This window comes from Duganella sp. BJB476 (assembly GCF_003416895.1).
Classification (GTDB): domain Bacteria; phylum Pseudomonadota; class Gammaproteobacteria; order Burkholderiales; family Burkholderiaceae_D; genus Rugamonas.
The window spans coordinates 1,627,407-1,641,053 of sequence record NZ_QVIO01000001.1; the positions used below are offsets into that span (position 1 = coordinate 1,627,407).

The following is a 13,647-nucleotide window of genomic DNA, read 5'->3' on the forward strand; positions in this document are numbered from 1 at the left end:
AACGCGCTCAGGTCGGCGATGCGGGTCTGGTGCGCCACCTCGTGCCCCATGATGACGGGCCGGGCTTGGTGGTGGAGGCGCAGGCGCCCAGCGCCAGCGCGATGGCCAGGGTGCAGGCCGGTGTACGTATGCGTTTCATGGAAATCCCCCTGTTGGACGTGGAGCTCTCATTTTCCACAAGGAAAATATTTCCCGTCTAATCCAGATCAAGGAGGACGCAATCCTTCGCTATAATCCAACGTCCTCACTATGACGAAGAAAGCTTCGGATGATCAAAAGTTTACGCATTGCCGGCGCGCTGCTGCTGGCCGGCCTGTCCGGCGCGGCCGTGGCCGACACCTTCGAAACCATCGAATCGGCACCGCTGAAGGAAGTGTGGCTGAACGGCGGTTTCTACTCCTACCATTTCCAGCGCGACAAAGGCCTGAACGATAGCAATCCCGGCCTGGGCGGCGAGTACCGTTTTTCGACGGTGGCGTCGGCGACGGCGGGCCGCTTCTACAACAGCGATCGCGGCTATTCAAATTATGTGGGCGTGTACTACCAGCCGTGGAAGATCGGCCCGGTGCGGCTGGGGGCGGTGGCGGGCGGCTTCAACGGCTACCCCAAGATGCGCGACGGCGGCTGGTTCCTGGCGGCCATCCCGACCGCCAGCTTCGAATACAAGAGCGTGGGCGTCAATGTCGCCATAGTGCCGACCTACAAAGATCGGCTCTATGGCGCCATTTCCGTTCAGCTCAAGCTGAAGGTCTTCGACTGATCAGTGGCGCGCCTTGGACGAGACGGCGATCTGATCCAGGATGTGCTTCGGCACGGCGGCGTAGTGCTTGAACTCCATCGTGTACGTCGCCCGGCCCTGCGTCAGCGAACGTAGCGTGGTGGAGTAGCCGAACATCTCGGCCAGCGGCACCAGCGCGCGGATGATCTTGCCTCCGCCGCCAGGGATCTCGTCCATGCCCTGCACCATGCCGCGCCGCGCCGTCAGGTCGCCCATGGCGTTGCCCATGAACTCTTCCGGCGTTTCCACTTCCACCTGCATCATCGGTTCCAGCAGCACAGGATCGGCGCGCTTCATGCCGTCCTTGAAGGCCATCGAACCGGCCATGCGGAAGGCGTTCTCGTTCGAATCGACGTCGTGGTAGGAGCCGAAGGTCAGCGTCACCTTGACGTCGACCACCGGATAGCCGGCCAGCACGCCGCTGCGCAGGGTTTCCTGCACGCCCTTGTCGACCGCAGGGATGAACTCGCGCGGCACCACGCCGCCCTTGATGGCGTCGACAAACAGATAGCCCTTGCCCGGCTCCATCGGCTCCAGCGTCAGCACCACGTGGCCGTACTGCCCGCGTCCGCCGGACTGCTTGACGAACTTGCCTTCGACATCGCTGGCCGTCTTCTGGATGGTTTCACGATACGCCACCTGCGGCTTGCCCACCGTCGCCTCGACGCTGAACTCGCGCCGCATGCGGTCCACCAGGATCTCCAGGTGCAGCTCGCCCATGCCGGACATGATGGTCTGGCCCGATTCCTCGTCGGTATGCACGCGGAACGACGGGTCTTCCTGCGCCAGCCGGTTCAGGGCGATGCCCATCTTTTCCTGGTCGGCCTTGGTCTTCGGCTCGACCGCCTGCGAGATCACCGGTTCCGGGAAGATCATCTTTTCCAGCACGATCACGTGGTCCGGCGAGCTCAGGGTATCGCCGGTGGTCACGCCCTTCAGGCCCACCGCCGCCGCGATGTCGCCGGCGTAGACTTCCTTGATCTCCTTGCGCTCGTTGGCGTGCATCTGCAGGATGCGGCCCAGGCGCTCCTTCTGGCTCTTGGTCGGGTTGTAGACCGTGTCGCCGGAATTGACCACGCCCGAATACACGCGGAAGAAGGTCAGCTGGCCGACGAACGGATCGGTCATGATCTTGAACGCCAGCGCCGAGAACGGATCGCTATCGCTCGGATGGCGCTCGATCGGATTGTCGTCCTCGTCATGACCGGCGATGGCCGGCACATCCAGCGGCGACGGCAGATACTCGACCACCGCGTCCAGCATGGCCTGCACGCCGCGGTTCTTGAAGGCGCTGCCGGCCAGCATGGGCACGATCTCGTTGCGGATGGTGCGCTGGCGCAGTCCGGCCTTGATCTCCTCTTCGCTCAGCACGCCGCCGTCCAGGTATTTCTCCAGCAGCTCGGGCGAACCTTCAGCGGCGGCCTCGACCATCTTGTCGTGCCACTCCTGCGCCAGCGCTTGCAGGTGCGCGGGGATGTCCTCGTAGGTGAACTTGACGCCCAGGCTCTCGTCGTCCCAGTTAATCGCGCGCATCTTGACCAGGTCCACCACGCCATGGAAGTTGTCCTCGGCGCCCAGCGGAATCTGGATCGGAATGGCGACACCCTTCAGCCGCGTGGCGATCTGCTCGCGCACGCGGAAGAAGTCGGCGCCGACGCGGTCCATCTTGTTGATGAAGGCGATGCGCGGCACGGCGTATTTGTTGGCCTGGCGCCAGACCGTCTCGGATTGCGGCTGCACGCCGCCCACCGCGTCGTACACCATGACGGCGCCGTCGAGCACGCGCATGGAACGCTCCACCTCGATGGTGAAATCGACGTGGCCCGGCGTATCGATGATGTTGATGCGGTGCTCGGCGAAATTGCCCGCCATGCCTTTCCAAAAGGCGGTGGTGGCGGCGGAGGTGATGGTGATCCCGCGTTCCTGCTCCTGCTCCATCCAGTCCATCGTCGCGGCGCCATTGTGCACCTCGCCGATTTTGTGATTGACGCCGGTATAAAACAGGATGCGCTCCGTGGTCGTGGTCTTGCCAGCGTCGATGTGGGCGCTGATGCCAATGTTGCGGTAACGCTCGATGGGGGTCTTGCGGGTCATCATTCTCTCCTTGATGCAATATGAATGCAGGAAGTCTCAAGTGTGGTGATTACTGCAAATTTCAAGTACGGATCTATTTCCTGTCGTGCGACATGACTAACGGCAATTAATATAGGCTGTAGAATAACTAGCAAGTTTAACTGAAAGTACGCCATGACTGTTCCATCGAAACGCGCCCTTCTTCTGTCCTTGGGCATGGCCCCGGCTCTGGCTTTAGCCCAGTCCGCAACACCGCCAGCGGCCACCGATCTGGAACTGCGCATCGAACGCTGCTCCGTGCTGGGCGACGCCAGCGCCCGCCTGGCTTGCTACGACGGCCTGGCCAAGTCCGGCCCGGCGTTGCAGGCCGTCGGCGGCGCCGCGGTCGGCGTGCCCGACCCTGGCAAGATCAGCAAACTGGCCACCGCCTTGACGCTGCCTTCCAGCACCCAGCCGGCCGATCCGCCCGCCGAGCCCGTGTTGCCGGCCAAGGTCGCCGCGATCACCACGATACCGCCGGAAGACACCGTCTCGCGCATGGTGCAGTGGTGGGAGCTGGACCGCTCGGCCAAGCGCGGCGTATTCAACTTCCGCCCGCACCGCGACACCTATCTGCTGCTGGCCAATTACAGCACCAGCTCCAATGATGCGCCTTTTGAGGATTTCACGCCGGCCGGCATCAAGTCGCAGCACACGGAGCTGACCTACCAGCTCAGTTTCAAGATGAAGATGATCGAGCAGGCGTTCAAGACGCCCATCGACCTGTGGTTCGGCTACACCCAGAACAGTTTCTGGCAGGCGTACAACCGCGCCGCCTCCAGTCCCTTCCGCGAGACCAACTACCAGCCCGAGCTGATGCTGACCACGCCGCTGAACCTGGACCTGGGCAGCGCGCTCGACGTCCGCTACCTGACCGTGGGCATGGTGCACCAGTCGAACGGCCAGACCTCGACCTTGTCGCGCAGCTGGAACCGGGTGTATGCGGAAGTGGGCGCCGAGCACGGCAAGCTGGCGGCGCAATTGCGCATCTGGAAGCGGCTAGATAACGCCCGTTCGGACAACGACAACATCGACATCGTCGATTTCCTGGGTCATGGCGACCTGAACCTCAGCTACCGCAACAACGGCCACGAGTTCTCGCTGCTGGCGCGCCGCAACTTCTCGACCCGCCACGGCGCCTTGCAGGCCGGCTGGTCGTTCCCCGTGCTTGCCAACCTGAAGGGCTATTTGCAAGCCTTCAGCGGCTACGGCCAAAGCCTGATCGACTACAACTACTCGCAAAAGTCGCTCGGCGCCGGTTTCCTGGTCGATTTCTAAACGCTACGCCTCCCATTGACAGGGAGGCTTTTACGGTCCAATATAACCAAATGGTTAAATACGAAAACCAGCTTGACGCGATCTTCACCGCCTTGGCCCACCCGGCCCGGCGGGCGATGTTGGCGCGTTTGTGCAAAGGCGAGGCCACGGTGGGCGAACTTGCCGAGCCGTTCGACATGTCGCAGCCGGCCATCACCAAGCACCTGAAGGTGCTGGAGCGGGCCAAGTTGATTAGTCGCGGCAAGAACGCCCAGTGGCGCCCCTGTCGTCTGGAACAGGCATCCTTGAATACGGCATCGGACTGGATAGAGGAGCAACGCAAGGTCTGGGAATCCCGCCTGGACCGCCTGGAAGGTTACCTGCATACATTGCAAATAGAACGAGGAGAAAGAGATGGCAACGAGTAACAGCGAACGCGAATTAGTCGTAGAGCGGGAAATACCGTTTCCCCGCGAATTGGTCTGGGAGGTCATGACCGAGACCAAGCATACCAACCAGTGGTGGGGCCCGGATGGCTTCCGCAACGAAGGCGTGACCATGGATTTCCGCGTCGGCGGCGCCTGGACCTTTGAGATGGTGGGGCCCGACGGCACCCGCTACCCCAACCACGCGGTATTCAAGGAAATCACGCCGCCCTCCAGGATGGTCTACGACCAGGGCGACGGCGAGCGCGTCTGGTTCGAGGCCTGCGTCACCCTGCAGGAAACCGGCAAGGGAACGCTGGTCACCATGCGTTCGCTGTTCCCCGACAAGGCATCGCGCGACGAGGTGGTCGAGAAATACGGCGCACTCGAGGGCGGCAAGCAGCACCTGGCGAATCTGGAAGCCTATCTCAGGCAAAACCTGGCTTGACTCACACGACTGGAGACTCTCGATATGTCACTCGCACTGTATGGACATCCATTTTCATCGTACACGCAGAAAGTGCTGATTGCGCTCTACGAAAATGACACTCCGTTTGAATTCCGCAGCATCGGGCCGGATACGCCGCAGCACACGGCCGAATGGCAACGGCGCTGGCCGCTGCGCAAATTTCCGCTGCTGGTGGATGGCGAGCGCAACGTCGCCGAGACCAGCATCATCATCGAGCACCTGCAACTCAGCCATCCTGGGCCGGTGCGCCTGCTCCCCATGGATGCGGCGGCCGCGCTGGAAACCCGTTTTCTCGACCGTTTTTTCGACCTGCATGTAATGAGCCCCGTGCAACACGCGGTGGGCGAAGCAATGTCAGGCGTAGAGGCGAAGAAGGAGGAAGGGCTGGCCTACGCGGCGGGCAAGCTGGACGCAGCGTATGCGTGGCTGGAAGGCCATCTCGCGGACCGGACTTGGGCCGCAGGTGCGGATTTCACGATGGCCGACTGTGCCGCAGCGCCGGCGCTGTTCTACGCGGACTGGACGGTTCAGATTGCCGAGCGATTTCCGCTGCTGCGGGCTTACCGTGCGCGCTTGCTTGCGCGCCCCTCGTTCGCCCGCGCGGTGGAAGAGGCGCGATGGTTCCGTCCCTACTTTCCACTGGGTGCGCCGGACCGCGACTGACGTCGGCAACTATCAGCGGCCAGGCGAGCCGCGCAGGATGCGCGCCGGCAGCATGACCACGGCGCGCAGCAGTTCGAACACACCTTCAACGCCGATGCCGATCAGGCGGAACGGCAAGGTGATCAGCCAGAACAGCGGATACAGCACCAGCGCCAGCAGGGCCAGCGGCCAGCACAGGAACAGCAAAACCAGCCACAGCAGAAATCCGAACATGAGATGCTCCCGATCCAGTTGATGCGTTGTCAATGCTGTCACTGTAGTGCGGCGCTCCCCTGCGGGCAATTGGCATGCGACCAACGGCAGAAAACCGCGATCAATCGCGCGAAACAGGGAATGAATGGGGATTATTGACCGACGCAGATGATCTTGGTGACGTACTCGTGGGCGTTCGGTTTCTTCTTGGCAGCCCATTCGATCGCCTGGTTGGCTTGTTCGATGGTCAATATCGAGGCTTTTTCCTTCGATTTGATGAAGGAAACGCCTTCAAACGCGCCGTCCTTGCTGCGCATGACTTTGGCAAATACGGGTGGTTTCTGGTCGCCGTCGGCGATCTTGTTCTGCTGGATGAGGTAGCGTTGGTCGTTCTGTTCCATATATTTCTTTCTGCAAAAGACGAAATATACGCTTCAGAACGACCCGCGTGAAGAGCTTTTTAAGCGTAGGCCGGCACGTAGCTGCCCGGTTGCAGCGCCGCTTCGTACAGGATTTCAGCGCGCAGCGAGGCTTGCAGCGACGGAATCGAGCCACCGGCGCGGTACTGGAAACTCACTTGCAGCACATCGCCTTCGCGCGCCTTGACCGGGCTGGCCAGCGGCAGCGTCATGTAGTGGTTGAGCCAGTCGATGGTGGTCGAGCGCTCGGACACCACGGCCAGGATGTTCTTGGTGACGAAACGCATGGCGTTGATCTCGCCGCTGCGCTCGACCACGAACTTGCCCTGCCACGCGTAGGTCAGGTCATTCGGCTGGTTGAAGTCGATGATGCTGTACACGGCAGGCTGCGCCACTTCCACGGTGCCCGGATAAATCACATTGGTTTCCTGGAATTGCACGATGGGCGCGTAAAAGCCTTCGAAATCGTATTCCTGCTGCAGGGGCTGCACCGCCATGATGACCGCTTCCGGCAGGAACACCGGCAGCGGGCCACCGAAGCGCTCGGTATAGCGGCGCTTGAACGATTCGATCACCTCCACCTGCTTCTCGCGCAGCATGCCGACGTGGATCATCTCGCAGATGACGACATCGACCGGCTCCGGCGGCAGGTATTCAAAGGCGTCGGCATGGACCACTTCGACCTTTTCGCCGTTAGGATTGAGCGCCAGCATCTTGCGCGCCTCCTTGACCATGTCGGGATTGAATTCGACGCAATACACCTTGTCCGCCTTGGCCGCCGCGAACCACGACAGCACGCCCGTGCCGCCACCAAGCTCCAAGACCTTGGCGCCCGGCTTGACCGCGTAGTCGATGGCCGATTTGAAGCCGTGCATACGGTTTTGATCCATCAGCATATTGTGATGGTAGTGGACTGGAATGAATTGCCCCAGATAGCAGCTTTCAATCTCGCGTTCGTTCAGCATGGATATCCTTGGTTAATGCGCATTGTGTCTGGAGGCAATGCACTGGATCCATTATCGTTAACAATCTTGACGAACCAAACCCGGAGATAAGCGCCAAAAGCCCGCCAATTCGGGCCTTGTCAATTCGGCACGCCCTTAGCGCTGGGCCTTCGCGGCCAGGTGGGCATTGATGGTTTTGGCGATCCATGGCTTGTCCGCGTGGGTCGCGAACTCGGCGGCGGTCTGGTGGAAGCCGCCATCTTTCAGGGTCGCGTCGGCGCCCTGCTCCAGCAACAGTTCCACGACTTTCTCCTGACCCTCGCGGGCGGCGATCATCAGCGGCGTCATGCCGGATGGCGATTCGGCGTCGATGTAGGCGTGGTGTTCCAGCAGGATGCTGGTGATGTCGGTGCTGCCGGCCGCTGCCGCGTAGTGCAAGGCGGCCCAACCCTTCTGGTTCACCTGAGCGCCGCGCTTGAGCATGTCCAATACGGTCGCCTTGTTTTGACGGAAGGCCGCCATCATCAGCGCGGTATTGCCGTTGGGCGCCTTCGCTTCCAGGTCGATGGTTGGTTGATCCATCAGCAAGGTGGCGACACGGTAGGCCTCGTAACGCATCGCGACGATCAGCGCGGTTTCACCGCCGGGCTCGCGCAGATTGGGGCTCAGTCCGCGTTCCAGCAATTTTTTAACGCCGGAGACGTTGTCCAACTGGGCGGCGCGGAACAGGTCGACTTCATCCTCGGTCTGCTCGGCTGCCAGCAGCGGCATCGTCAGGGTGGCGGCCAAGGTGGCCAACAGCAAGCGGCGTTTGGATAGATTCAGCATTAAAAGATTACGCTACAACGTTGAATAGTTTGAAGAAATTGGCAGTCGTCTGTTCGGCGACCTGTTCCAGCGGCACGCCCTTGAGCTTGGCGATGTACTCGCCGACATGGGCCACGAAACCCGGCTCATTCATCTTGCCGCGATGCGGCATAGGTGCAAGGTAAGGCGAATCGGTCTCGATCAGGATGCGTTCCAGCGGCACTTCCAGCGCCACCGCCTGCAGATCCTTGGCGCTCTTGAAGGTCACGATGCCGGAGAAGGAGATGTAGAAGCCCATCTCGATCGCCGCGCGCGCCACTTCCAGCGACTCGGTAAAGCAGTGCATGACGCCGGCCACGCCGCCCGCCTCCGTGCCTGCGCCCTCTTCGCGCATGATGCGTATGGTGTCCTCGCTGGCGTTGCGGGTGTGAATAATCAAAGGCTTGCGCGTGATTCTTGAAGCTTTGATGTGGGTACGGAAGCGCTCGCGCTGCCATTCCAGGTCGCCTTGCAGACGGAAGTAGTCCAGCCCGGTCTCGCCGATGGCGATGATCTTCGGATCGTTGGACAGCTCCACCAGTTGTTCGACGGTCGGTTCAGGCGTGTCCTCATAATCCGGGTGCACGCCAACCGAGGCGTAGATGTGCGGATACTCGTGGGCCAGCGCCAGCACTTGTGGGAAATCCGGCAAGTCGACCGACACGCACAGCGCATGGGTGACTTTGTTGTCGGCCATTTTGGCCAGGATCTCGGGCATGCGAGCAGCCAGCTCGGGGAAATTGATGTGGCAATGGGAATCGATAAACATGCCGTGATTGTAACCTAAGCACGCCTGGCCTAGAATCGGCGTTCCCATTCACTTCCGGAGTTTGCCTGATGTTCAGCCGCCTTCCGCCTGCCCTCGCACTTGCACTGCCGCTGGCCGCCAGCGCCGCCGATGCGCCGCCCCAGCAGTTTGCCGACCTCGGCGACGTCCGGCTCGAAAGCGGCGCCGTCATCAAGGATTGCAAGCTGGGCTACCGCACCGTCGGCACGCTGAACACGGCGCGCTCCAACGCCGTCGTCTTCCTGCCGTGGCACACCGGCAAGAGCAGCGAGGCGGTATCGCTGCTGGGCCCCAAGGGACTGTTCAACACCACCGGGCACTATGTGATCGTCATCGACGCGATCGGCAATGGCGTGGCTTGCTCGCCATCCAACAGCGCGACGCAGCACGGTACGGCCTTCCCGGCCTTCAATGTGCGGGACATGGTCGAGTCGGAATATCGGCTGCTGAGCGAGAAGCTGGGCCTCAAGCACGTCCACGCCATCGTCGGCTATTCGATGGGTGCGACGCAGGCCTTCCAGTGGATGGTCAGCCACCCCGGCTACATGGACGTGGCCGTGCCGATCGCCGGCACGCCGCGCCAGACCAGCTACGACCTGCTGTTCTGGCGCACCGAGGAAGCGGCCATGCTGGCCGACCCGGAATACGCCAACGGCGATTACAAGCAAAACCCCAAGCTGCCGCTGTATCACCAGATCTTTTCGCTGAATTTCGACACGCCGGCCTACCGCGCGGCCAAGACCAAGCCGGCCGAAGTGGATAAATTCATCGCGGAGACGGTCGCGGATGACCCGGACGCGGCCGATGCCAACGACACGCGCTGGCAAATGCGCGCCTTCCTGACGCAGGATATCGGCGACGATGCCGCCAAGAAGGTCAAAGCACGGGTCCACATCATCAACCCGCGCCAGGACTTGATCGTCAATCCGGCGCCGGCGCTGGCGTTCGCGCACCAGATCCGGGCAACGACCACGGTGCTGCAAGGCGATTGCGGCCACTCGGCGGTGGTCTGCGCAAGCGACCAGATCCGCGCGGCGGTGGACCGCGCGCTCAAATAACGGTCAGCCGACGCGCTTGCCCAGGATAATCAGGTCGCGCTCGACGCCGTCCAGATTGGCCACCTTGGGCAGGTTGGCCCAGGTCTCGAAACCGAATTTGGCGAACAGGCCCAGGCTGGGCTTGTTATGGCCGAAGATAAAGCCCAGCAAGGTGTGCACCTTGATCGCCGGCGCGTGAGCGATGGCCTGCGCGATGCAGTAGCCGCCCACGCCCTTGCCGCGCCAGGCCTCAGCCAGGTAGATCGAAATCTCCGACGTGCCCGAGTAGGCGGGACGGCCATAGAAATTCGAATACGACATCCAGCCCAGGATTTCCGGCTTGCTGGAGGTGTCGCCGGCCTGCTCGATGATCCACAGTGGGCGCTTCTCCGGCGTATGCTCGTGGAACCAGGCCAGGCGCGACTCCACCGACACCGGCTCGGTATCGGCCGTGACTTCGCGCGAGGCGATGGTGGTGTTGTAGATGGCGACGATGGTAGTCAAGTCGTCGAGCGTGGCGAGGCGATGGCGGAAAGCTGTGGTCATGTCGAAAAACAGTGAGGGATTAAAGCGTATGCGTGGCGCGCGAGGAACGCAGCGCCGCGCCGAGGATTTCTTCGATGCGCAGGCGGGCGCGCTGGCCGCTTTCGTCTTCCGGAAAGTGCACGCCTATGCCCTGCGCCTTGTTGTTGTGCGCGCCGGGCGGCGTGATCCAGGCGACTTTGCCGGCGATCGGGTATTTGTTGACGTCGTCCATCAGCGCCAGGATCAGGTAGATCTCGTCGCCGATCTTGTAGGGCTTCTGGGTCGGCACGAACATGCCGCCGTTCTTCAGGAAAGGCATATAGGCCGCGTACAGCGCGGCCTTCTCCTTGATGGCCAGCGACAATACCGTCGGCCGTGCGACGGCAGGCACGGTGTTCGGGTCGAGAGGGCTGGCAGCAGACATTAATTCCCTTTCAGGCGCAGCAGGCGGCGTAATCGAGCAACATATCCTCCAGGAACAGCTTGGGCGACAGCGGATGATCGGCCGTCGCGCGGCGCTCGTTGGCGCCCTTGATCGCGGCCAGCAACCGGCTGACGTGGATCTTGCCGGCCAGGCTGGCGAGTTCCTTCTGGTAACGCGGATAGTACCGGATGTTACCTGCCAGTTTGTAGGAAAACACATCATAAAGCCAGCGCTGCAACCATGAAACTTGTGCACTCAGCGGCACTTTTTGCAGTTTGTCGGCAACTTTCAACGCGCCTTCCACGCTGGGGTGGGCCAGCAGTTGCAGCAACACTTCCAGATCGTCACGATTGCCGACTTCGGCCTGCGCCATGGCCGCCAGCGGCGCGCCGCCCTGCTCGCGCAGCCAGCTGTCGGCGTCGGCCACGCCTTGCGACTTCAGCCAGGCCAGCGCTTCGGCGTGGCTCGGCATCGGCAGCGCGAACTTGCGGCAGCGCGACAGGATGGTCGGCAGCAACCGGTCCAGGCTGTTGGAGGCCAACAGGAACACCGTGCCCGGAGGCGGTTCCTCCAGCGTCTTCAGCAGCGCGTTGGAGGCCGGCATGTTCAGCGCTTCGGCCGGATACAGCACCACCACCCGCAGCCCCTGGCGGTGGGTGGAAATGTTCATGAAGTCCGCCAGATTGCGGATCTGCTCGATCTTGATCTCTTTGGACGGCGCCTTGGTCGACTTGGCGGTCTTCTTGGCTTCGCCTTCACCCTCCTCGCCCTCGGCGGCGGGTTCGTCTTCCAGCGCCTCCGGCCGCACGCGGCGGTAATCCGGGTGGTTTTGCTGGGAGAACCAGCCGCAGGACGCGCATTGGCCGCAGGCATGGCCGTCCGGCAACACTGCCTCGCACAGCAAGCCCTGGGCGAAGCGTTCGATGAAGTCGGATTTGCCTATCCCGGCGGCGCCATGAAACAGGATGGCGTGCGGCATGCGCTGGCGCAGCAGTTGCAGCTGCTGCCAGGACGCTTCCTGCCACGGATATATGGAATTACTCATTGTTTGGTATTCTGTTTTAAAACAAGCGCTTATGCAATACTTTTAAAGTGCAAGCATTTCATCGAGGATGGCGGCGATCTGGACCTGGATGTCCGCAATGGACTGGGTCGAGTCGATCACGCGGAAACGGCCGGCGAACTGGGTGGCGCGGCGCAGGTACTCGTTGCGGGTGGAGGCGAAGAAATCGGCCTTTTCCTGCTCGAACTTGTCCAGCGAGCGGGTGGCGTCCAGCCGCGCCCGCGCCACTTCCAGCGGCACGTCGAACAGCAGCGTCAGGTCTGGTTGCAGGTGCGGATGCACCCATTGCTCCAGCGCTTCCAGCTTGGCCAGGTCCATGCCACGGCCGCCACCCTGGTAGGCGAAGCTGGCGTCGGTGAAACGGTCGGAAATGGCCCAGGCGCCGCGATGCAGCGCCGGCTCGATCACTTGCGCGATGTGCTCGCGGCGGCTGGCGAACATCAGCAACGCTTCGGTTTCCAGGTGCATTTTTTCATGCAGCACCAGCTCGCGCAGCTTCTCGCCCAGCGGCGTGCCGCCCGGCTCGCGCGAACTGACCAGGTCGACGCCGCGCGCCTTCAGATAGTCGCCGACGAAGGCTATGTGGGTCGATTTTCCGGCGCCGTCTATGCCTTCGAACGTAATGAATTTACCGCGGTGTTGAGTCATAAAACTTATCTTTGAAACTTGTTCACTGCCCGATTGTGGTCGGTCAAATTATCGGAAAACTGGCTGGTGCCGTTGCCCTTGGAAACGAAATACAGCGCCTGCGTCTTGGCCGGCGCCAACGCCGCCGCCAGCGATTGCACGCCCGGCAAGGCGATCGGGGTCGGCGGCAAACCGGCGCGGGTATAGGTATTGTACGGGGTGTCCGTCTCCAGATCCGATTTGTGGATCTTGCCATCGTACTTGTTGCCCATGCCGTAGATCACGGTCGGGTCGGTTTGCAGCAGCATGCCCAGCTTCAGGCGGTTGACGAACACGCCGGCGATCATGCCGCGCTCGGACTTTTGCCCGGTTTCCTTTTCGACGATGGAGGCCATGGTCAGCGCTTCGTACGGCGTCTTGTACGGCAGCGCCGGATCGCGCTTGTCCCAGGCGTCGTTCAGGCGGGTCAGCAGCATGGCGTGCGCCTGCTTGTAGATCTGCAAATCGCTGGCGCCCTTGGCGAACAGATAAGTATCCGGGAAGAACAGCCCTTCCGGCAGCTTGTACTCGGAGCCGATGGCGCGCATCACTTCCTTGTCCGACATGGCGACCGTATCGTGCTTCATGCCCTTGTGGGCGGCGATGGCGGCCCGCATCTGGCGGAAGGTCCAGCCTTCGATGATGGTCAGCTGCTCCTGCGCGAACTCGCCGCGCACCAGCTGCTCGATCAGGCGCAGCGGCGTGGTGCCGGGCTTGAGTTCGTAGGCACCGGCCTTCAGCTTGCCGCTCTTGTTGGTCACGCGCGCCAGCAGGTTGAACAGCAAGGGCTCGATGGGCACGCCCGCTTCGGCGATCTGCTGGCCGGCGGCGTGGGCGCCGCTGCCGGGCGCGATGGTGAATTCAATGGCTTCGATCTCGTCGCCGATGATCGGGTGCTGGGACCAATACATAAAGTAGCCGCCGCCGACAATCGCCAGCATGATGCACAAAGTGATGATTTTTTTGATAAAAGCCATTGTTAAAGCCATAGGGTTGGAACAAGTCGCACAGCTTGCCACTTCTTGGCACAGTCCGCCAGT

General features: G+C 61.9%; 17 protein-coding genes. 6 read left to right on the forward strand and 11 right to left on the reverse strand.

Features of this window, described 5'->3' with window-relative positions; all coding sequences use genetic code 11:
• The first annotated feature begins 268 nt into the window (after positions 1 to 268).
• Complete coding sequence (locus tag D0T21_RS07160) at positions 269 to 760, forward strand: hypothetical protein (RefSeq protein ID WP_116993879.1); 492 nt, start codon at positions 269 to 271, stop codon at positions 758 to 760.
• Here the strand turns inward: D0T21_RS07160 and fusA are convergent, their stop codons facing one another.
• On the reverse strand, positions 761 to 2,872 hold the full coding sequence (gene fusA / locus D0T21_RS07165) for an elongation factor G (RefSeq protein ID WP_116993933.1): 2,112 nt from the start codon (positions 2,870 to 2,872) through the stop codon (positions 761 to 763).
• 195 nt (positions 2,873 to 3,067) lie between these two features.
• Between fusA and D0T21_RS07170 the strand changes: the two genes are divergently transcribed.
• The 4 genes from D0T21_RS07170 to D0T21_RS07185 are packed head-to-tail and all read left to right on the forward strand — an operon-like array spanning position 3,068 to position 5,704.
• On the forward strand, positions 3,068 to 4,168 hold the full coding sequence (locus tag D0T21_RS07170) for a phospholipase A (protein ID WP_116993878.1): 1,101 nt from the start codon (positions 3,068 to 3,070) through the stop codon (positions 4,166 to 4,168).
• Between the two features lie 50 nt (positions 4,169 to 4,218).
• The gene (locus tag D0T21_RS07175) at positions 4,219 to 4,575 is read left to right on the forward strand and encodes a helix-turn-helix transcriptional regulator (RefSeq protein WP_116993877.1); all 357 of its coding nucleotides are present in this window, start codon (positions 4,219 to 4,221) and stop codon (positions 4,573 to 4,575) included.
• On the forward strand, positions 4,562 to 5,020 hold the full coding sequence (locus tag D0T21_RS07180; RefSeq protein ID WP_116993876.1) for an SRPBCC domain-containing protein: 459 nt from the start codon (positions 4,562 to 4,564) through the stop codon (positions 5,018 to 5,020). Before D0T21_RS07175 ends, D0T21_RS07180 begins: the two co-directional genes overlap by 14 nt.
• Positions 5,021 to 5,044: 24 nt before the next feature.
• Positions 5,045 to 5,704: a glutathione S-transferase family protein gene (locus D0T21_RS07185; protein WP_116993875.1), complete on the forward strand. Its 660-nt coding sequence runs from the start codon at positions 5,045 to 5,047 to the stop codon at positions 5,702 to 5,704.
• Between the two features lie 12 nt (positions 5,705 to 5,716).
• Here the strand turns inward: D0T21_RS07185 and D0T21_RS07190 are convergent, their stop codons facing one another.
• From D0T21_RS07190 to D0T21_RS07210, 5 genes are all read right to left on the reverse strand, one after another.
• Positions 5,717 to 5,917: a hypothetical protein gene (locus tag D0T21_RS07190; protein ID WP_020703231.1), complete on the reverse strand. Its 201-nt coding sequence runs from the start codon at positions 5,915 to 5,917 to the stop codon at positions 5,717 to 5,719.
• A gap of 131 nt (positions 5,918 to 6,048) precedes the next feature.
• Positions 6,049 to 6,297 carry a hypothetical protein gene (locus D0T21_RS07195; protein WP_116993874.1) on the reverse strand — a complete coding sequence of 83 codons (249 nt, stop codon included), beginning with the start codon at positions 6,295 to 6,297 and terminating at the stop codon, positions 6,049 to 6,051.
• Between the two features lie 59 nt (positions 6,298 to 6,356).
• A complete protein-coding gene (locus tag D0T21_RS07200; RefSeq protein ID WP_116993873.1) occupies positions 6,357 to 7,280 on the reverse strand; it encodes a methyltransferase domain-containing protein in 924 nt (307 codons plus the stop codon).
• A gap of 135 nt (positions 7,281 to 7,415) precedes the next feature.
• On the reverse strand, positions 7,416 to 8,087 hold the full coding sequence (locus D0T21_RS07205) for an ankyrin repeat domain-containing protein (RefSeq protein WP_116993872.1): 672 nt from the start codon (positions 8,085 to 8,087) through the stop codon (positions 7,416 to 7,418).
• A gap of 7 nt (positions 8,088 to 8,094) precedes the next feature.
• On the reverse strand, positions 8,095 to 8,874 hold the full coding sequence (locus tag D0T21_RS07210) for a TatD family hydrolase (RefSeq protein WP_116993871.1): 780 nt from the start codon (positions 8,872 to 8,874) through the stop codon (positions 8,095 to 8,097).
• A 68-nt stretch (positions 8,875 to 8,942) separates the two neighbouring features.
• Here D0T21_RS07210 and D0T21_RS07215 point away from each other — a divergent pair, with 68 nt between their 5' ends.
• Positions 8,943 to 9,950, forward strand: coding sequence for an alpha/beta hydrolase (locus tag D0T21_RS07215; RefSeq protein ID WP_116993870.1), 1,008 nt, complete (start codon positions 8,943 to 8,945; stop codon positions 9,948 to 9,950).
• A gap of 3 nt (positions 9,951 to 9,953) precedes the next feature.
• Here the strand turns inward: D0T21_RS07215 and D0T21_RS07220 are convergent, their stop codons facing one another.
• Genes D0T21_RS07220 through mltG form a run of 5 tightly spaced genes read right to left on the reverse strand, consistent with a single transcriptional unit; the run spans position 9,954 to position 13,584 of the window.
• Positions 9,954 to 10,475, reverse strand: coding sequence for a GNAT family N-acetyltransferase (locus tag D0T21_RS07220; RefSeq protein WP_116993869.1), 522 nt, complete (start codon positions 10,473 to 10,475; stop codon positions 9,954 to 9,956).
• 19 nt (positions 10,476 to 10,494) lie between these two features.
• Entirely contained in the window at positions 10,495 to 10,878 is a 384-nt protein-coding gene (locus D0T21_RS07225) for a PilZ domain-containing protein (RefSeq protein ID WP_036622204.1), read from the reverse strand.
• 10 nt (positions 10,879 to 10,888) lie between these two features.
• Positions 10,889 to 11,923 carry a DNA polymerase III subunit delta' gene (locus tag D0T21_RS07230; protein ID WP_116993868.1) on the reverse strand — a complete coding sequence of 345 codons (1,035 nt, stop codon included), beginning with the start codon at positions 11,921 to 11,923 and terminating at the stop codon, positions 10,889 to 10,891.
• 42 nt (positions 11,924 to 11,965) lie between these two features.
• Positions 11,966 to 12,589 carry a dTMP kinase gene (gene tmk, locus D0T21_RS07235; protein WP_116993867.1) on the reverse strand — a complete coding sequence of 208 codons (624 nt, stop codon included), beginning with the start codon at positions 12,587 to 12,589 and terminating at the stop codon, positions 11,966 to 11,968.
• A 5-nt stretch (positions 12,590 to 12,594) separates the two neighbouring features.
• A complete protein-coding gene (gene mltG / locus D0T21_RS07240; protein ID WP_199538632.1) occupies positions 12,595 to 13,584 on the reverse strand; it encodes an endolytic transglycosylase MltG in 990 nt (329 codons plus the stop codon).
• Positions 13,585 to 13,647 lie beyond the last annotated feature (63 nt).